Source organism: Streptococcus equinus (assembly GCF_049393805.1).
Classification (GTDB): Bacteria; Bacillota; Bacilli; order Lactobacillales; family Streptococcaceae; genus Streptococcus; species Streptococcus equinus.
In genome coordinates, this window is sequence record NZ_CP185763.1 from 854,576 (window position 1) to 874,577 (window position 20,002).

The following is a 20,002-nucleotide window of genomic DNA, read 5'->3' on the forward strand; positions in this document are numbered from 1 at the left end:
TTAAACTTAGCAGCTATTTTTATTTTATTATTATGCAATATCAAATTTGAGTTGACCTTTTGAAACACCAATTTTAAGAGTATTTCCGCTTGCCAAATCACCTGATAGGATAAGTTCAGATAGTTTATCTTCGACTTTATCTTGAATAGTACGGCGAAGTGGACGAGCACCCATTTCTGGGTCATATCCAGCTTCAGCAAGGTATTTAAGCGCTGATGGTTGGAATTTAAGTGTGATATCTTTTTCAGCCAAAGTTGCAATCAATGGTTTAACCATAATTTTAACAACATCGCGCATATTTTCTTGTGTTAAATGGTGGAAGACAACTTTTTCATCAATACGGTTGATAAACTCAGGACGATAAGCTTTCTTAAGTTCTTCCATGATACGTTTTTGCATAGCATCATAGTCATGAGCCATATCACGCGCACCAAATCCAACAGTTTTATCATCACGAAGAGCTGTCGCACCAAGGTTTGACGTCATGATAATAATAGTGTTTGAGAAGTCAACTTTACGACCACGACTGTCTGTCAACACACCATCATCCAAGACTTGAAGAAGCACATTGAAAATGTCTGGGTGAGCTTTTTCAACCTCATCAAATAGAAGGACTGAATAAGGTTTGTTACGAACCTTTTCTGTAAGTTCTCCACCTTCTTCATAGCCAACATATCCTGGAGGCGCTCCGTTAAGACGACTCGCCGCAAATTTTTCCATGTACTCAGACATGTCGAAACGAATAAGCGCAGATTCATCATCAAAAAGAAGTTCTGCCAAAGCTTTAGCAAGCTCTGTCTTACCAACACCAGTTGGTCCTAAGAACATGAAAGAACCAATTGGACGTTTACCTGTGCGAATACCTGCTTGATTACGGCGAATCGCACGGCTGATAGCAGAAATCGCAGCATCTTGACCGATAACACGTTTGTGAAGTTCTTTTTCAAGCGTCAAATATTTCTTGCTATCGGCTTGTGTCATTTTCTCAACAGGAATACCTGACAGACGGCTAAGAGTTGCCATAATGTCATCTTCAGTGACAACTGCTGGCTTACGTGTCACAACCTTGCGAGATTTTTTAAGCAATTTCGTTGCTTTTTTGAAATCACCTTCTAAGATAGCTTTATCAATATCAGTCAACGCTTCAGGAGCTTTTTTCTTAACAAGACCTTGAACTGTTGCACTCGTTTCATCAAGCAAATCAATAGCTGAGTCTGGAAGATTTTTGCTTGTCAAATAGCGGTGTGCAGCTTTAACAGCAGTCAGCACAGCTTCATCAGAAATGATAACATTGTGGAATGTTTCATAAGATTTCTTAAGTCCAAGAAGAATCTGATAAGCATCTTCAACACTTGGCTCTTCAATCGTAATTTTAGCAAAACGACGAGAAAGCGCAGCATCTTTTTCAATGTGTTTTTGGTATTCTTCTTGTGTTGTCGCACCAACCATGTGAAGTGTACCGCGCGCAAGAGCTGGTTTTAAGATGTTAGCAGCATCCAAAGTACTATCAATACCTGAGCCAGAACCCATGATAGTGTGAACTTCATCGATAAACAAAATGATATGACCATCAGCTTCAATGTCTGAGATGATTTGGTTCATGCGTTCTTCGAAATCACCACGGAAACGAGTCCCCGCAACAACACTCATCATATCAAGCTCTAAGACACGCATATCTTGGAGTTCATAAGGAATTTCACCATTGACAATACGTTGTGCCAAACCATAAGCAAGAGCCGTTTTTCCGACACCAGCTTCACCAACTAAGACAGGATTATTTTTAGTCTTACGGCTAAGTACTTGAACCATGCGAGAGACTTCTTTTTCACGTCCGATAACTGGCTCAAGTTTTCCTTGACGAGCTAATTCAGTCAAATCACGAGTGAAATCTGATAATTCTCCCGCAGTTGACTGAGGTTTCATCATTTCTGAGAAAGCTCCGCCCATCGTAGCTTTTTTAGGTTTACGAAGATCATGGATAGCTTTGATTTTTTCTTTGGTAAATCCAGCATTACGTGACAATGATTTACGTAAATCAAGCAAGCGAACTGAGTCACCATCTTCTTTATTTTTGAATCCAGCAACTTCTAACAAACGTGTCGCAAACAAATCAAGATTCAAGAGCATGGCATAAAGCACGTGCTCAGTTCCGATTTCTGTACCGTCAGTTACTTTGCAAATAGACTCAGCAAACGCCAACACGTCTTTTAAAGCCTTTGATTGTTCTAAAAATTGAACATTTTTCACATCTGACAATGGTGATTTACCAAGGGCCAAAACAGCTGCTGCTTCATACTCTTCATAGGCAATCTTATTTTGATATTCAGCAAACGTCAAGCCAGCCACTGAATCATGAACAGCAACCATGGCTAAAAGCACATGCCAACTTTCTAAATATGGGCTTTCAAATCGCGCAGCCTGAAACTGGGCAATGCTGAAAACCTCCTGCATTTTCATTGAATATTCACTCATAAATGGAATCCTTTTCTATCTAATCGTTGTAAAATTTTTCGCAACATGCGCGCTCGAATCTCAGGCGCATCTTTTCCAAGAACCTCATCAGAAGCTGTTGCTAAAATCAGATTTCCCTCACGTTCACTGATAATTTTTTCATCAAAAAGCAATTGAATCAAATCTGTAAAAACTTGCTCACTGATGCACTCGCCAATACTTCCCATCAAATTATCAAACATTTGGTGTTGATCTGAAAAGCTCACTCGCGCAATGCGGATATAGCCTCCGCCACCTCGCTTGCTTTCGACTATATAGCCACGACTTTCTGTAAAACGTGTTTTTATCACATAATTAATTTGGCTAGGAACAACTTGAAAGGCATCTGCCAAGTTTGACCGTTTAATCTCAGCAATACCAGATTGAGCTAGTAGTTGCTTGATATACTCTTCAATACTATCAGATGTATTTTTTGCCATTAGCTTCCTCCTTTTCAAGATTAAAGACCATTTTTAGATGGACTCTCTTTGACTATAACTGACTAATATTATAACAAAAATATCATGTTTTATAAACGAAAATACACTAAATGACCGAATCTACTAGGCTTTCCAAAAAAATACCATCTTAACAAGAAAATTCCTGAAAATAATATTTTCTATTCCTACAGATTTTAGTTGTTTTTGCCCAAAAGATAAGATACAATTGTCTTTGTAACAAATGAAAGGTTTCAAGTAAATGAACTATATTATTACATTTTTGATTGCCATGGTGCCACTTGTTGAACTTCGTGGTGCTGTTCCATACGCCATTGCGACAGGAATTCCAATGTGGCAAGCACTGATTATTGGTGTTATTGCAAATATGATTCCCGTACCAATTATTTTCTTCTTTGCACGCCGTGTCTTGGAGTGGGGCGCTGATAAACCAGTCATTGGCGGTTTCTTTACTTGGTGCTTGAAAAAAGGACATAAAGGCGGTAAAAAACTCGAAGAAGCAGCCGGAGACAAAGGTGTTTTCATCGCCCTTCTTCTCTTTGTTGGTATTCCAATTCCTGGTACAGGAGCTTGGACAGGTACCCTTGCCGCTTCAATCCTCGACTGGGACTTCAAACGTAGTGTTACAGCTGTCATGCTTGGCGTCATCCTAGCAGGCTTAATCATGGGAACACTAACAGTTCTTGGTCTTGGTGCTTTATCTTAAGAATTTGAAAAGAGTTTGGAAAAACTTCCAAACTCTTAAAACGTCAATAAACTTACTTTAAATTTAAAATAATACATAAGTAATATTTTCCTATGTTCAAATTCATAATTTTGGCGAGCTTTGCTCGCAACAAAAAGATACTGACCGACGTGGTGAAAGTGGCTGAAACAAAAATAATTTCAGCCACCCGGAAGTTTTGAGACCTTAGGCTCAAAACTTAGGCATGGAATTCCGTAGGGAGTTGCTACCGACGGCACCACCTAAGGAAAGTATCAAAAAATTTTTTAAATAAAGAGTTTGGAAGTTTTTCCAAACTCTTTATTTATTAACAAAACAAAAAAAGAAGACCAACAAGTGATCTTCTTTTTATTTAGCAAACAATTCTTATTTGTTAAGAGCTGCTGCCATTGTAGCTGCAACTTCTGATTCGAAATCGTTAGCTGCTTTTTCGATACCTTCACCAACTTCAAAACGAGCAAAAGTAACAACTTTAGCGTTTACTGAATCAAGGTATTGTTCAACAGTTTTGCTGTCGTCCATGATGTAAACTTGTGCAAGAAGTGTGTATTGTTGGTCAACTTTAGTGTTGTCAAGCATGAAGCGAGCCATTTTACCAGGGATGATTTTATCCCAGATTTTTTCTGGTTTACCTTCAGCTTTAAGTTCAGCTTTGATATCTTCTTCAGCTTGAGCAATGATTTCATCAGTCAATTGTGATTTAGAACCATATTTCAAGTGAGCAAGAGCTGGTTTGTTAACCATTGCACGTGATTCGTTATCAAGGTCGATTTTGTGGTTCATTTGAGCCAATTCATCGTGGATGAATTGTGGGTCAAGTTCTTCGTATGAAAGAACTGTTGGTTTCATAGCTGCAACGTGCATTGAAACTTGTTTAGCAAGAGCTTCGTCGCCACCTTCAAGAACTGTGATAACACCGATACGTCCACCGTTGTGTTGGTAAGCACCGAAGTGTTGTTCATCAGTTTTTTCGATAAGTGCGAAACGACGGAATGAAATTTTTTCACCGATTGTTGCAGTTGCATTAACAAAAGCTGCTTCCAAAGTGTCGCCTGAAGCCAATGTTACTTTAAGAGCTTCTTCGTTGTTAGCTGGTTTTTGTTCAGCGATAGCTTTAGCTGTTTCTTTAACCAATTCAACGAATTGTGCGTTTTGAGCAACGAAGTCAGTTTCAGCGTTAACTTCAACAACTGCTGCAACGTTACCGTCAACGTAAGTACCAGTCAAACCTTCAGCAGCAACGCGGTCAGCTTTTTTAGCTGCTTTAGCCATACCTTTTTCACGAAGCAATTCAATTGCTTTTTCCATGTCACCGTCAGTTTCAACAAGTGCTTTTTTGGCGTCCATAACACCAGCACCTGATTTTTCACGCAATTCTTTTACTTGAGCTGCAGTAATTGCCATTTTTATGTCCTCCAGGTTTTTTGTTTACTAAATAATAAAAACGAGACAGAGCGGTTTGCTTTCTGCCCCGTTTAAAGCATATCTAAGACTGTTAAGCCTCGAAATATTATTCGTTGTCGCCTTCTACAACTTCAACGATTTCTTCGATTGAATCAGCTTTTGCTTCTGCTGCGAAGTCAGCATCTGCATCTTCACCTTGGCGTCCTTCGATAACAGCGTCAGCCAATTTAGAAGTGATCAATTTAACGGCGCGGATAGCGTCATCGTTAGCTGGGATGATAACATCGATATCATCTGGATCAGCGTTAGTATCAACCATAGCTACTACAGGGATACCAAGTTTTTTAGCTTCTTTAACAGCGATTTGTTCTTTGTGTGGGTCAACAATGTACATAACGTCTGGAATACGAGGCATATCTTCGATACCACCCAAGAATTTTTCAAGACGAGCACGTTGTTTGTTAAGAAGAGCAACTTCTTTCTTAGGAAGAACTTCAAAAGTTCCATCTTCTTCCATACGTTTGATTTCTTTCAAACGAGCGATACGTTTTTGGATAGTATCCCAGTTTGTAAGAGTTCCACCCAACCAACGGTGGTTGATGTAGTATTGACCTGCGCGTTCTGCTTCTTCTTTAACAGCGTCAGCAGCTTGTTTTTTAGTACCAACAAACAAGATTACAGCGTCGTTTGCAGCTGCATCACGAACGAATTCGTAAGCTGCGTCAGCCATTTTTACAGTTTGTTGAAGGTCGATAACGTGGATACCGTTACGTTCTGTGAAGATGTATTTAGCCATCTTAGGGTTCCAGCGACGAGTTTGGTGACCGAAGTGAACACCAGCTTCAAGAAGTTGTTTCATTGAAATTACTGCCATGAGTAGTTTCTCCTTTATAAAATGTTTTTTTCCTCTTCCAGACTTCATCTTGCAAGCCCACCCGTAAAGAGCAACAGGTTCACAATACATCCAGAATGAGTATTTTGTTGCATAATACAACTATCATAGTTTATCACAAAATCAAGGCTTTGACAAGCCATATGCTGCTTGAAACACTTTTTATTTTCGCCGTTTGACAGCTCTTTTTATCAATCATTTTGAAAACGAAAAAAGCCCGACAATGTCGAGCTTTTATATGTCATGAAGGCGGTAGACGGATTTGAACCGACGATCAAGCTTTTGCAGAGCCGTGCCTTACCACTTGGCTATACCGCCATAACAGATAATATTTTACCTTAAATTCAAAAGCTCGTCAAGCCTTATTCGCGAAATTCTGCCAGACAATTCTGAAATCCTGCAAATAATTCTTTTTTACACATAAAAAAGTCACCCAACTAGAGTGACTCTCTCTCATCATCAAAATTGGCAGCACTCATCAAAACATTTAACTCACTAATTGCAACGACAAAAGGGAACGTAAAATTTGTCTTATACGGAGATAAAAGTTTTGGCGCCTTTGCTAATAGCTTCAAAACAGCATCATATCGGCTTTACTGTGGATTGCTCCACGGACAGGTTGGAAAGCCATAAAAATGCAAGACTTATTTTTTTGCTAATGCCAATTAACTGGCTCTTTTAGCCGCAACGCTTCATTATTCAACACATCTTAAGCACCACTATCGCACGCCATCTGTTACAAATGGTAAGAGGTTAAACAGATTTTTCTAAACAAGTTACCTTCAAAAAGGATGTAGTAGTTAAGATGGATTTGATGCCAAGAAATGTCTGACTTCCTGGAAGATACTATTGGCACCGCTTTTTAATATAAAGTGACAGATGGATGGTGGAAAGAAAAAAAGAAATTTCAACAGTACACAAGTAACACTATGAAAGCATTCTTCGTACTCTAATCCGCAGGAGATTATACTGACGTTAAAACACTCTTGTCCTTTCACCTTGTGAAAGTAATAATACCTTATATCAATAACGTTGGTAAGGCTGCCAGAACTAGTATCAATCATGATAACCAACACTTCTGTAGCTATCACCAGAAAACATAAAGCGCCACTTTCAAAATCAGACAGCTCAAATTAGTCTAATTTTCCCTAGAATCAACTCATGAATGGAAATGGAGAAGAAGCTAATGTAATCCTAGGACACACCAAAATGAGCAAAACAAATTTTGAATTCGCTAAAAAAATCCAGCCCTAAAGATAAAATCTCTAAAGTGATGATAATAAAACACGTTTCGGTATTCTTTTTCGAAAAATAATAACCAATAAGTAAACTATTCAAATAGGTTACACCAATATCTTACCACTCATGCGTATAATTTTCTGAAAATTGTATATTTGCTCAATAAAAAAAGTTTATTTGCGGATTTGCAAATAAACCGATTTCGCACTTTTCGCTGTTAAAATGAAGACATACTTACTAAGGAGGATACTACTAATGCTTAAACTAACCCTTAAACAATTACTAAAAACTGTCGTTCTGATACTTCCATTTTTTGTATATTACCCATAAACCTAACACTTGTTAAAACCAATCAAATCAACTAGAGTAACAACATTTATCCCTTCCCTGCCCTAATAAATGTCATTACTCACAGAACTTATGAATAATACGTAATATATAAAATTTGGAGGATACTTATTATGTTTACACAAATATTAAAACAATTATTGAAAATTAGTTTTTTTGTATATATTTTTCTTGTCTTGATTGCCTAACTATTGTTAAAAACATTTGATAGTGTAGATTTTAAAAGATTAACTGTTACTGGACTTCCTATTTCTTCTACGCAAGAAATAAAATGTTCTAAGTCAGACAAGTCACTTGATTCTTCCTCTAGGTGGCTAATTATTCTTTTAATAAAATTCAACCATGTCATAGCAAACATATCTTGATAAGTTAAAATTTTTTCTAGAGCCTCGATAAAATAGTTAGCTTGATAAATTTTACGATAATTAATCAAACTTAATATCAAATTTAAAAAAACAAGTTCAGCATTTTTTTTATGGCTTGTTAACGATAAATACAATTTATCACGATCCACAAATGCTTTCCCTAAAAAAATTAAATCAGATTCCGATAAAATAGTCATAGTATTACCAAAAACATATAATTCAAACTCTGTCCACTCTTCTATTTCGTAGAGATAAGATGTCAAAAATGTCTTTTCCTCCTCAGTAATAACATAAGATGGATTAAGTGTGTGAATTGCTATTTTAATCATGAGCTCATTCAAACGATTATATACATCAAAGGCTTCAGACTCCTTTTCTGACCCAAGCAACCTGTAAAGTCCCTCAATGTCTTGCTTGTTATATAATTCAGATATTTTATTCGATAACTGAAAATATTTAGTCTCTTGATAGTTATTAATCGCGTGTCCGAATTCTGAGAAGGTCATGTGGATGCCTGAGATAGCGATTAGAAGTTTATCGGCAGCGAGCATTGATTGTCCGTTTTCGAAACGTGAAAGTTGTGACACAGAGAGGTTTTCTCGTGCGACATCTTTTAGTTTCAACCCACGCGCAATTCGTAGTTCGCGATAAAGTTCACCCAGTTGCATTGATTTTTCAAGTTTCATACAGTCTCCTTTTTTGACAAAATTCCAATAATCTTGGATTTATAGAAACTACGTTTTCTAAATTCTCCCAACAAGAAAGGTCATGTCTGTTATCCTAAACAGCTTAGAAAATCATAGCTCTATATTTCTATTTTAAAAAACTAGTTATATTATCTAGGTATACTAACTAATGTTTATTGTATCATATTTTTAAAAAAGAAATAGAAAAAAACAAGAACTTGCCTAATACAAGTTCTTGTTTGGCTCATTATCTTAAGTGATTACCAAATAATGACGCGGTCTTCTGGTGCACGCCACATTGGGTCGCCAGCTTTGATATCAAATTCTTCATGAAATTCATCAAAGTTTGTCAGTGTCACATTAGTACGAAGTTTACCTGGTGCGTGAACATCAATACTTGCTAGCATTTGCATGTACTCACCGCGAGCTTTCATACGCCAAATAGTTGCGAAATTGATGAAGAAGTCTCGAGCTGAAAAATCATCATCTTGTTTAGCAGCTTCAAGCGCACAAGCAACACCGCCAAGGTCTGCGACATTTTCTGAAACGGTTAATTTACCATTTACTTTTGCCCCATACGAATCAAGGCCGTCAAATTGGTCAACGATTTTATCAGTGCGTTTCGTAAATGCTTCGTAATCTGCATCAGTCCACCAGTTATTCAAGCTACCATTTTCATCAAATGATGCTCCATTAGTATCAAAGGCATGTGAAATTTCGTGAGCAATGACTGCTCCGATACCACCATAGTTAGCTGATGAACTTTGTTCCAAGCTGTAAAATGGTGCTTGTAAAATAGCTGCTGGGAAAACAATTTGGTTTTGTTGTGGGTCGTAATAAGCATTGACCATGTGAGCTGGCATGTGCCATTCGCTACGGTCAACAGGCTGATTCCACTTGCTCCAGCTGTGTGCGATAGAAATTTTAGCAAGGTTTCGTGCATTTTCAACAAGTGATAAAGACTCATCGATAATCTTCTTCGCATAAGTTTCTGGCAATTTTTCTGGATAACCAATATGAGGAGTGATGACATTTAATTTCACAATAGCTTTATCACGAGTTTCTTGCGCCAACCAATCTGCAGAGGCTAAACGTTTCTTGTAAACGTCAATCATTGTTGCCACTTTGTGCTCAACATCAGCTTTTGCTTCTGGTGAGAATTTTTGACCAGCGTACCAAAGTCCAAGAGCTTGGCTGTAAGCACCAGATGCTAGATAGTAAGCAGCTTTCTTCTTGTCCATGGCTTGTGGTGTTCCAGAAAGAGCACGACTGTAAGTCCCTGCAAGAACCCGAATCTCGTCTGTCAAATAGCTATTGTAACTTGTTGCTGCAGAAAGGATAAGATCTGCTTTAAGCAATTCCCAATTCTTTTCAGAATAATATTCAGCAGCAAATTCTGTCCAAAAACGTTCTTCAGGAACGATAACTTTATCAGGAATTTCTCCCAAGATTTCTGTGAAAATTTCATCCAAAGGAAGTTCTGGTGCTAATTTTGTAAAATCAGCCCAGTCATATGGGTGATAAAGTTTGACATACTCTGAAGATTCTTCGCGTGAAAGGACGTACTTAGCAAGTTTGGCATCGAGTTCGATTGTTTTATCCAATAAATCTTTGATTTCTTCTGCTGAAAAATCAAACTTCGCTAGCAATTCTTCTTGTATCTTGCGCCAAGTCGCTAATAATTCTTTACCTTTTTCGTGGTCATCAGCGTAATAAGTTGTATCTGGCAAGATTGTGCCAGGAGCTTCTGCCCACAACACATTAAGCTGAGCATTCATGAAATCTGGTGCCACACCAAATGGAAAAGCATTTGGTTTTCCAGCCATTTCAAATTCTGCAATACGTTTAGCAAAATCTGAAAATGACGCTAAAGCTTTATATTCTTTAATCAGCGGTAAAACAGGTGCTACACCGACTGCTTCACGTTTTTCATAATCAGATGTCATGCGGTGAAATTTAACAAAGTTTTGTAGGATGCTATCTTCTGGAACATTTTTTCCAGCTAACCAATCATCGGTTGTATCCAACATCAAATCTTCGATTTCATCAGCCAAATCTGAAAAACCACCTGTACGAGGTTTATCATCTGGAATAACAGCTGTTTTTTCCCACTCGCCATTGACGGCATCATAAAAATCATCTTGATATCGAGTCATAAAAAATCTCCTTTATTCTGTTATGAACATTCTATCAAAAAATTCAGATAATAACAGTTTTAAAAAACTAAAAAAAGCTAGCCGATTAGACTAACTTTTTGAATGACTATTTCCGTAGTCTGCGATAAACAGCACTCACCAATAACAAGATGATGAAGAGGAAGACCGCGATTATCGGCGCAACAATCATCGCGTCAACGCGGCTCGCTTCAGATACCACGCGCGCATCTTTGACTTTATTTGGAATGCGGTGACCGCGTACCAAAAGTCTGTGACTGTTAACACCGTAAGGCGTACACGTTACCAAAGTCACGTAATCTTTATTTGGGTCAATGGCTAGCGCTGAGACATCATCTGGCAAGACCGTCAGAATCTGGTCAACTTCATAAGTCAGTGTTTCATCCAAAACCTGAATCATGAACGTATCACCTTCACGCAAACGGTCGATGTCTGTAAACAGCTTAGCCGAAGGCAACCCACGGTGACCTGAAATCACAGCGTGCGTCCCCTTACCACCAACTGGCAGAGACGTTCCAGGAATATGACCAACAGCCACCTGCAAAATACTATCTTCAGTACCGTGATAGATTGGCAAAGTCGTATTAACCTTTGGAATATCGACATATGCCATGATACCAGTACCTGTGACATCAAGAGTCTTGTCATAAACAGACTTCTCAGCCTTTGACAGATTCAAATCAGGCATCACACCTTTTGCCAAAGATTGATTATAAGCCTTAGCTGCTGCCAACATATCATCTTTCTTTTGCTGACCCATGTCTTGAACATTTTGGACATAGCCAGCTACCGCTTCTGATTGGTGAAATGAGTTCCAATAATCGCTAACTGTCGGATACAACAAAAGGGACAGCCCGATTATTAATATAAAGACGAGTGCATTCGTCAAAAAATTATCTTTTGATTTTTTTTGCATATTAAAGAGCTCTCCCGACAGTTGCAAGAATAAAGGGAGTAGAAAGTGAGCCCGTGCTCCTTGCCACTCCCTTTATCGGATGATTAATTAAACAAAGTTAATATTATTATAACAAATTCTTATTTAGCTGCATCCATACGTTTTTTAGTGATAAGAAGAACAGCCGCTACAAGAACAAGGATTGAACCGATAACGTAAAGGATTGTTGTACCCATACCACCAGTTGATGGAAGAAGTGAACCTTTACGGTTGACGATATCAGCTTTCAATGAACCGTCAGCTTTGTTAGCATCAAATTTTGCTACACCTGAAGTGACATCACCTGAAAGGTTAATCAATTGAGGGTCATCAGCTTCTTTATCGTAGTCAGCGTCGATTGTGAATTCGATTGGTTTGATTGTGTTGTAACCATCTGGTGTTTTTGTTTCTTTAAGAACATATTTACCAGCGTCAAGACCTTTGAAAGTGAATGATGTTCCTTCAGCATTTTTAACTACATCTACATTCTTAGTTGAACCATCTTTATTTTTCTTAACAAGAGTGAATTCTGCACCAGTCAAAGGTTTACCATCTTGGTCAACTTTATTAATGATTGTTTGGTAAGTGAAGACTTTTACAGTATCTTTTGGAGTTTTACCAGTATTTTCTGGTTTAGATGTACCATCACCAGTAGCGTTAGGGTTGTTTGAGTAAGTCAATTCAACGCTGTTTGGGTTACCTGCTGAACCAAGAACAGCATTTGAGTTAAGTTCAGCGTTGTATTCTACAACAACTTTATTTTCATCTTTTGTAATATTAGCAACAGCTTTCACATCAGTAATTACAATAGAAAGTGTTGTTGTATCGTCACTATTTTTTGTTACAGTCTTTTTATATTGATTTTCATTAAGTGTTGTACCATCTGCTGTTACTTTTGTGATTTCTTTAAATGTCAAACCAGCAGACAAAGTATCTGTAAATTCTACATAGTAGTGATCATAATCATCAACACGTTTTTTAGGTAATTCTGCTGTCAATTGGAATGGAACAATATCACCCATATCATAGTCAGCAGCATCTTGCCAATCAGTTGTTTCACCAGTTGAATCGTTAGTTTCTTTTACTTTCTTTTCAACAGTTGGAACGTCATTTTTGACTTCAACAGATTCAGCACCAGTTACTTGCATCATAAAGCGAGTATAAGCTCCATTTTTACTATCTTGTGAGCCATCTTTATCTTTTACCAAGTAATAACCAGGGGCACCTACTGTAAGCTCAACTGTATTACTAGTACTTTCTTCAGATGTAGCTGCAGTTGCAAGATGTTTACTAGCTTCCTTTGCGAAATCTTTTGCAGTTTCTGAATCAAATGCTTGACCTGATAATTTTTCAGCAATTTTAGCGGCATCAGATTCACCATCATATGTGAAAGCATTAACACCTTCACCCCAGTCAATATTTGAAAGTGTTGGTGTCGTTGCACCATCTCCTTTATAAAGGTCGCCACCAAATACTTGGTAAGCTTCATAAGTGTGACCTGTTGATACATTTTTAATGGTAATAGTATAAGCGGATGCTTTCACACCAGCAAATGCGAAGAGTGTAGCAACAAAAGCTGCTAAGAGCAATTTAAACTTCTTCATTATAAAATCCTTTTCCTTCTTTCTTTTTTTGAAAACTAAATTGTGTAAACTCCTAAAGTGAAGTTATAACCTAAATCTTTACAGTAGTGAATCAGGCACCACCACCTTTACCATAATCTCTTATCATCAGGAGTCACCTCCTGCTTGATATGTTTTGTAAGCTTTCAGGATTATCAATCCTGTAGTAAGTAGAACGAGAGCCGCACCAAGTACATAGTGCATCTTCACGCCACTACCACCAGTCTCAGGCAATTCATATTGCTTCTGAACTTTATTTTTAATAGTAATCTGACCATCAGAAGAATCCGTCTTCATGTCAGATGGATTATCAGATGTCGTTTCACCATTTGAATAACTAGTATCATAGCCAGAAGCGGGCGTTTCACGAACATAGTATTTATAATCTACTTCATTGCCCGAAGCATTTTTACCAGAAACAGGCAATCCCTTGTACGTTCGAGTCCAATCATCATCGTGAGTCAATGTCTCACCTGATTTATAGTCTGTCTCAGTAGAATTGCCTTGGCTATCAGTCGCAACTTGAATCAAGTCGTAAGTGATTGAGCCATCAGAACGCTCAGTTTTGCTACCGTCAGCTCTTAGCCATTCTTTCTTAACGGTTAAGTTCGTTTGCTTGATTTTTTTATTTTCAACCCTAAACGAAGCACCGGTTTTAGCTAAGTTTACAACATTATCGCAACCTTGCCAAGGATCATAACAAGAAGTACCATAATAAAAATAATGTACTTCAGGATTTTCTGGTAAGTCGTAACCTTCTGGAGAACGGACCTCTTTAACATAATAAAGTTGGTTATCTTCAAAATTATACTTAGAATTTATCCAACCGACCACTACCCAACCATAAAATGGCACCCAGACTGGTTCATGGTAATTTTTATATTCTAAAAGTTTTTTAGAAATGGAAATTTGACCATCTTCGTCACTAACATAATATCCAACTACTTCATCGTCGTCATAACGATGATAGTACTTATCGTCACACCAATTATAAATATTATTACAATCATCGTACTTGTAAACAGCAAAAACAGCGCCTTTAAGTTTTTTACGATAATTATCGGAATCAACTTTGTTGATAACAATACTTCTATCTGTTTTTGCTGTACCAGACGTAGAGTATGTTTCCCATTCTTTTTTACACTCGTCAGAACCAGTTTTAATACCTTCGATGGAAGCAGTGTTAATAACTGTGTACGATTGTTTTCTTACTATATCACCTGAGACACCATAAACATACTTCAAAGTATATTTTTGATTATCAGGAACAACTACCGTCAAAATACTTTTAGTATTTAGACCATCTTTAACTTCTTTGACTTTCCAAGACCAACCATCTTGTACCTCGTTACCAGATGAGTCAATTAACTTAACAGTGTCATCTAACAAACTATAACTTATATTATCTTCTACTCCACCAGACGTATAAGTTAAGGTATCAGTTACTGTATAAGTATCTGAATCAGCATTCAAATCTTGCGCATCTGGGTTAAGATCTAACTTGTAATGAATCCCTCGTATATCATCTGGGTTATTAGGATCCCCTTCATGCCATTCACCAGATTTGGTAAGCTTTTGACGAGGGGTGATAGTCACTGTCTTAGTGTGCTCATCAGAACCAACTGGATCACCATTAAGACTCGCTGAAGCTTTGTTTGTTAACTTCTTAGTAAGACTATCATCCAAAGGTAGCTCACCAGTATACTTAAAGGTAAACTTAGCATATAAGTATTTACTATCACCAAGAGCTTTTTTAATAGTTTTCCCGTTAATAGCTGTAAATGTCATCTTAATAGCACCATTGTCATCAATTATACCAGAAGACGAGATTTCATACTGTCCTGGCCATCCAGGATCTCCCCAAGTAATTGAGGTACTTGTTATATCATATTTGGAGTTAATCATTGAATTATAAGCAGAACCAAAAGCAAATCCTACTAATTTCAAACCTGCTGGTGGTGTATCTGTTATAGTAACTGATGTCGTATCATCTTCAAGTTCAACTTTAACCGCCCAACTCAAATTTTTATCAGGTGATATGGTTTGACTTGTATCCTCAGATTGAAAATCTGATCCACTCACTTGGTTCCAAGATTGAGTATCAGCATCCATCTTAGTAACACGATTTTTTTCTTCATAGAGATATTTATCAGTAGCTGAATATCCATCCGAACTAATCGTATTAGTATAAACTAATCCAATTGATTTTTTTATTGATGATTTATATTCAAGAGTTATATCCTTTGTCCCTTCATAATCCTTTTTCAGTTTAAACTTAAATACGCGATAAGTTTTATCGCTACTAATTTGGTTGTAACTTATATCCTGCCAAGTACCAGATTCTTGAACTGAAAATTCAATATCACCAAAAATATCTTTTAATTTTTGATAAATATCATCTAGCTGAGCTTTCGTATAATAATGTGAATACCAATCATTATTATTACCAGCCACTAATTCATCAGTAAATTCAGTCCCCTCTGGAATTGTTTTATTTCCAGGTAGTGAAATAACTGATTTCCAAGATAATTCTTTAACGTGAGAATCTGAAGTTGGAGTCATCTTTTCAAACGACTTACTGAGTCCACCTTTCTGAGGTTGTCCTTCATCGACCGTTTTAGTGGCTTTTGACTTCTCACCGTTATCATCGAGTTCAACCGTATTTGTCTGTGTCACTGGATTAGAATTCCAACTCTTATCAACCTCACCAGCTTTAGTTTTATAACTAATTGTATAATGTTGAGTATTTTTCCCATTATTATCAACTGCTACAAACTTATAACCGTCACTTGTTTTTTCATAACCTGTTGATGGTGAAATATCAACTTTTCCTGATATAGCATCAGAGAACATATCATCCTTCAAAGTAGCTCCAGCAATATCATTATGATTTTTATTTACTTCAATTGTCCAGGTGATAGTATTATCACTTGAGTTGTACTTACCATCTTTAGAAATTTTATTGCGTTCAATAGTTAGCCAACTATTTGAATTACCAGGATGATCTATATCTGGACTTTCTAACGTAACATCATTTTTTATTACATAAGCTTTTCCTGCTGGAAATTGTTTCACTTTATAGCGATATTTAATCTCGTAAGACTCTCCAGCATTTAATTTTGGCAAAGTCATTGTAAATGACTTCTTGTCACCATCATCTACCTTATCCTTAATTACTATACCTTTATCTAGTGATTGATTATTTTTCTTAAGCGAATCAATTTCAATAGAACCAATCTGAACATCAGCAAGACTATCCCCTGATAACGCGTCATTCAGAGTAATCTCACCTTTTGTTCCCTTATCTGACCATACCTTAACAGTATATATTAAATCAGCTTGGTCTCCATTATACTCAACTTTACCTGATTTACTGCTCTTCACATCATATGAAGCTTCATCTTTTTGAGGAATAACATCCTTTGCAGGAATCTCAACAGTTGCCTTATCTGAGTACTTAATACTATAACTTTTATCATCCTTACGATAAGTACTACCAATGGTAGCTGTATAGTTTAACGTTCCTGTAACATCCTTTCCCGCACTATTAATATAATCATCACGGAAAGTTATTATAATATATTTTTTATCATCTTGCTGAATAAACTTATAATCAAAAGCTAGCAGTGGATGATACTTATTTTCCTCGTCATATCCTGGATACTCATTTCCTTCTAAATTAGAAGGCCATGCAGCATCATCAGGTAGTTCAAGTGCGTATTTATCATTAGCAAGCAGAGTTTCTTTTGAAATTGCAAAAGATAATCCAATATCAGTTGTCAACGTTTTTGTTGATTCAGTATAAGTTGGTGTCGTCGTACATTTCGCACCCGTCAAATACCCTGAAAAGTCAGCGTATGTTACTCCTGCTAAGGTATAGATTGAAAATGTATTTGATTTGAAATCAATACTTTCAACAGCCCCATCACCAGTTTCTTTGATGTCTGTATCTGTCGATTCAGTCAAATCTTGAACTTGATTGATATCGTTGTCCACGAAGTGGTACAACTTCCAACCAGCTTGTTTGTCGTCGTTGGTAGATAAGTCATTCTTGAAATTCATTGAAACCTTAACATCTTTGCTTGGTTCAACTTCCTTGCCCTCATCTGTAACAAATGAAATATCATAAGAATGAGCTTGTGACAACTCTTGCTTGCTTTCGCTAAGAAGTGTTGTCAATTTATTATCAATGGCACTTGTATCTTCAACAGGTTTTACTTTTAATTGAACCGGTTCCGAAAACGTATTGCCTTCGTAAGAGACATTTACGGTGATATCAGATGTCTCAGCGTTCAAAGTACCTGCCTGTGACATGTCCTTTTTTTCTTGACTTGACTCAGTCGATGTCGTTTGTGAGGAATTTTCAGTTTGATTAGTTTCTTGAGAACTTGCCGCCGTTGATTCAACTTGCGAAGAACTACTGTCTTGCGATTGAAAAACAGCTGAGCTATTTCCCGTACTAATCGTTAGGGCTGGTAATATCAGCAAATAAGTTGTACAAAAAACAATAACAACAGATAGCGCCAGAGCAATCTTTGCAATGATGCTATCTTGGACTCGCTTTTTTATTAAAATCGCTAGCTTTGCCCAAAGCTTTACCATAAAATCCCTTTCTAAACATAATTTATTAACTGTCTAAGCAATTGCCACATACAAATTGTGACTAACTCTAAATTTTAGTTTCCCAACTAACCATTCAGAGTTTAATCAATTGCACCCATGCGAGATAGTGGCCAAATTCTTAGCGTTAGTTTCCCAACTAACTGTTCACTGCCTACCGGACCAACGGTTTTATTACGTGAGTCGATTGAAACTTTTCGGTGATCTCCCATCACGAAATATTTCCCATCTGGCACCTGATACGGAAGTTTGATATTTGTCTCTCCGTAATCTTTCTCGCCTTTTTGTAGGTAAGGCTCATTTAACTTTTTACCGTCAACATAGACATTCCCTTTTTTATCAACGTTAACCCATTGACCTGATGTCGCAATCACACGTTTTACAAGAACTTTATTATTGTAATAAAATGCAACGACATCACCCTGCTTTAAATTTTTCTTACTAACAGAAACTACCATGTCTCCAGCTTTCAAAGTCGGAGTCATTGAATTTCCATAAATCTGTAAAACAGGAAGCCAAATTGTCGCAATCAGTACAGCCAACGCTGCCACTGTCACTAGCGTAAAAACCGTGCTGCGAAGAGTGCGAACGTAACGTTCACGATATTTAATCTTTCCTAATTCTTTTGAAAGGTCATCAGCTTTCGGTAAATCAGTTAAATTGATTTTCTGTGATTTTTTTTCAAATAATGGTTTCATTTTAAAAATCCCAGCATTCTACGCTTTATTATCTATATTATTTTTGGCATCTGCCATACGTTTTACATTATAAAGATACGTATCCGCTGCTGCCTGTGCTTCCTCAAAAACTTTACTAATCGCTAATGCTGCCTCAGCAATTGATCCCGCATCAGTAACTTCTAGCTCGCGACGTTCAAGTTTTCCTTCAAGTTCTTTGACCTGACCTTGGAGTTCCTCAATCTCTTTTGCCTGCTCAACAAGCAATTCAAAAAGGTCTGAACGGCGAAGTTTCCTTAACTGTTTAGCATCAAGCATCCTAATTCCTCCTTTCCAATATCGTCTTTCACATAAAACTCACATAATTCTAAAGGCATATTTATTCTTGTTTTGGAAAAATAAACATTTTTTCATTTTGCTATTTTATGCATCTAGACGTTTTGGGGTTTATTATAATATTTTTTTGCTAATTTGAAAAGCAATTTTCCCTAAGTGATACATTTTTTAAAAAATTGTTTCCTATTTCTAATTTTTTTAATATTCTTTCTCAATTCATGTTAAAAAAGCTAACAATAACAATTTTATGAAGTAAAACGTTAACAATATCGTATGATTGATGTAGCTTAACTTTTAGCTTTATGTTACAATGTTAAAGTGATTAGGTATAATTTTTTGTCTTTTCAGAATTATTACATCGTTCAAGTTGAGGATTGTTTATGGCAAATTTATCAAAAAAACAACACCAAGTCTCAGAAACAAAACACCGTTTATCAAAAGCACTTTATCTACTAATTACTGAACGACATTATGACGAAATCACTATCTATCACATTCTTGATAAAGCTGATATTTCACGACGAACATTTTATCGTTACTTTAACAGCAAAGATGATTTAATGGATTTCTGTCTAGAAAACTTTGTCGATGGATACTATCATCAACGTGATAATTTTATCTTAGCAGAAAGTGCCGAAGATGTATTCTTAGTCACTTTGAATTTTATGTATTCAAATCGATTATTCATCGCATCGCTTGTCAGAAGTGGACATTTTTCACTGCTATCAGAAAAATTAAATAAAAATTCCGCAAAAATCTACAAGAAAATCAACCTACCATGGTGCATCGATGATTCTGTAGAAAGCAACATCGACTATATCTCAAAAGGCTTATACGGCGCTTATCTTAACATTTTACAATTTTGGTTAACTAAAGATAAACCCGAAAAACCTGAATTTATTGCTAAAAACTTATCCCTTCTTTTTAATTCTATTCCTGGTTACTTCAATGCTCCTTCAAAAGAACATACCCCGTTAAGAAATGAAAAGTAAGAGATATTTTTTTATAATGTTTTCCTCGTTTTTTACATCTT

General features: G+C 36.8%; 13 protein-coding genes and 1 tRNA gene. 2 read left to right on the plus strand and 12 right to left on the minus strand.

Annotation, left to right across the window (positions count from 1 at the left end; genetic code table 11):
* Nucleotides 1–30: 30 nt before the first annotated feature.
* Both ACN0NP_RS04175 and ACN0NP_RS04180 read right to left on the minus strand, forming a co-directional pair.
* Nucleotides 31–2,472: an ATP-dependent Clp protease ATP-binding subunit gene (locus ACN0NP_RS04175; RefSeq protein ID WP_021143269.1), complete on the minus strand. Its 2,442-nt coding sequence runs from the start codon at nt 2,470–2,472 to the stop codon at nt 31–33.
* The gene (locus ACN0NP_RS04180) at nt 2,469–2,930 is read right to left on the minus strand and encodes a CtsR family transcriptional regulator (protein WP_004233448.1); all 462 of its coding nucleotides are present in this window, start codon (nt 2,928–2,930) and stop codon (nt 2,469–2,471) included. Before ACN0NP_RS04180 ends, ACN0NP_RS04175 begins: the two co-directional genes overlap by 4 nt.
* Nucleotides 2,931–3,189: 259 nt before the next feature.
* On the opposite strand from ACN0NP_RS04180, the gene ACN0NP_RS04185 reads away from it, so the two are divergent.
* On the plus strand, nt 3,190–3,654 hold the full coding sequence (locus ACN0NP_RS04185; RefSeq protein WP_243602880.1) for a COG2426 family protein: 465 nt from the start codon (nt 3,190–3,192) through the stop codon (nt 3,652–3,654).
* Nucleotides 3,655–4,038: 384 nt separating this feature from the next.
* On the opposite strand, the gene tsf is transcribed toward ACN0NP_RS04185, so the two are convergent.
* From tsf to ACN0NP_RS04235, 10 genes are all read right to left on the minus strand, one after another.
* Nucleotides 4,039–5,076 carry a translation elongation factor Ts gene (gene tsf / locus ACN0NP_RS04190; protein ID WP_021143272.1) on the minus strand — a complete coding sequence of 346 codons (1,038 nt, stop codon included), beginning with the start codon at nt 5,074–5,076 and terminating at the stop codon, nt 4,039–4,041.
* A gap of 106 nt (nt 5,077–5,182) precedes the next feature.
* Complete coding sequence (gene rpsB, locus ACN0NP_RS04195) at nt 5,183–5,950, minus strand: 30S ribosomal protein S2 (RefSeq protein WP_021143273.1); 768 nt, start codon at nt 5,948–5,950, stop codon at nt 5,183–5,185.
* Nucleotides 5,951–6,215: 265 nt separating this feature from the next.
* Nucleotides 6,216–6,286 (minus strand) — tRNA-Cys (locus ACN0NP_RS04200).
* Between the two features lie 1,453 nt (nt 6,287–7,739).
* A complete protein-coding gene (locus ACN0NP_RS04205; RefSeq protein WP_027968308.1) occupies nt 7,740–8,606 on the minus strand; it encodes a helix-turn-helix domain-containing protein in 867 nt (288 codons plus the stop codon).
* Nucleotides 8,607–8,866: 260 nt separating this feature from the next.
* Complete coding sequence (locus ACN0NP_RS04210) at nt 8,867–10,762, minus strand: M13 family metallopeptidase (protein WP_423217622.1); 1,896 nt, start codon at nt 10,760–10,762, stop codon at nt 8,867–8,869.
* Between the two features lie 106 nt (nt 10,763–10,868).
* A complete protein-coding gene (locus ACN0NP_RS04215; protein WP_039691277.1) occupies nt 10,869–11,696 on the minus strand; it encodes a class C sortase in 828 nt (275 codons plus the stop codon).
* Between the two features lie 119 nt (nt 11,697–11,815).
* A complete protein-coding gene (locus tag ACN0NP_RS04220; protein ID WP_423217623.1) occupies nt 11,816–13,318 on the minus strand; it encodes a SpaH/EbpB family LPXTG-anchored major pilin in 1,503 nt (500 codons plus the stop codon).
* A 126-nt stretch (nt 13,319–13,444) separates the two neighbouring features.
* Nucleotides 13,445–17,938 (minus strand): peptidase, encoded by a 4,494-nt coding sequence (locus ACN0NP_RS04225; RefSeq protein WP_423217624.1) that lies wholly within the window; start codon nt 17,936–17,938, stop codon nt 13,445–13,447.
* A gap of 101 nt (nt 17,939–18,039) precedes the next feature.
* The gene (gene lepB, locus ACN0NP_RS04230) at nt 18,040–18,654 is read right to left on the minus strand and encodes a signal peptidase I (RefSeq protein ID WP_423217625.1); all 615 of its coding nucleotides are present in this window, start codon (nt 18,652–18,654) and stop codon (nt 18,040–18,042) included.
* Nucleotides 18,655–18,672: 18 nt separating this feature from the next.
* A complete protein-coding gene (locus tag ACN0NP_RS04235) occupies nt 18,673–18,951 on the minus strand; it encodes a hypothetical protein (protein ID WP_024344421.1) in 279 nt (92 codons plus the stop codon).
* Between the two features lie 398 nt (nt 18,952–19,349).
* Between ACN0NP_RS04235 and ACN0NP_RS04240 the strand changes: the two genes are divergently transcribed.
* On the plus strand, nt 19,350–19,961 hold the full coding sequence (locus ACN0NP_RS04240) for a TetR/AcrR family transcriptional regulator (protein ID WP_024344422.1): 612 nt from the start codon (nt 19,350–19,352) through the stop codon (nt 19,959–19,961).
* Nucleotides 19,962–20,002 lie beyond the last annotated feature (41 nt).

Bases quoted from the DNA above. Each gene is read 5' to 3' on its own strand.
- ACN0NP_RS04210 (WP_423217622.1), bottom strand. From the start codon at position 10,762: ATGACTCGATATCAAGATGATTTTTATGATGCCGTCAATGGCGAGTGG.
- ACN0NP_RS04220 (WP_423217623.1), bottom strand. From the start codon at position 13,318: ATGAAGAAGTTTAAATTGCTCTTAGCAGCTTTTGTTGCTACACTCTTC.
- tsf (WP_021143272.1), bottom strand. From the start codon at position 5,076: ATGGCAATTACTGCAGCTCAAGTAAAAGAATTGCGTGAAAAATCAGGT.
- lepB (WP_423217625.1), bottom strand. From the start codon at position 18,654: ATGAAACCATTATTTGAAAAAAAATCACAGAAAATCAATTTAACTGAT.
- ACN0NP_RS04175 (WP_021143269.1), bottom strand. From the start codon at position 2,472: ATGAGTGAATATTCAATGAAAATGCAGGAGGTTTTCAGCATTGCCCAG.
- ACN0NP_RS04240 (WP_024344422.1), top strand. From the start codon at position 19,350: ATGGCAAATTTATCAAAAAAACAACACCAAGTCTCAGAAACAAAACAC.
- ACN0NP_RS04185 (WP_243602880.1), top strand. From the start codon at position 3,190: ATGAACTATATTATTACATTTTTGATTGCCATGGTGCCACTTGTTGAA.
- ACN0NP_RS04235 (WP_024344421.1), bottom strand. From the start codon at position 18,951: ATGCTTGATGCTAAACAGTTAAGGAAACTTCGCCGTTCAGACCTTTTT.
- rpsB (WP_021143273.1), bottom strand. From the start codon at position 5,950: ATGGCAGTAATTTCAATGAAACAACTTCTTGAAGCTGGTGTTCACTTC.
- ACN0NP_RS04205 (WP_027968308.1), bottom strand. From the start codon at position 8,606: ATGAAACTTGAAAAATCAATGCAACTGGGTGAACTTTATCGCGAACTA.
- ACN0NP_RS04215 (WP_039691277.1), bottom strand. From the start codon at position 11,696: ATGCAAAAAAAATCAAAAGATAATTTTTTGACGAATGCACTCGTCTTT.
- ACN0NP_RS04180 (WP_004233448.1), bottom strand. From the start codon at position 2,930: ATGGCAAAAAATACATCTGATAGTATTGAAGAGTATATCAAGCAACTA.
- ACN0NP_RS04225 (WP_423217624.1), bottom strand. From the start codon at position 17,938: ATGGTAAAGCTTTGGGCAAAGCTAGCGATTTTAATAAAAAAGCGAGTC.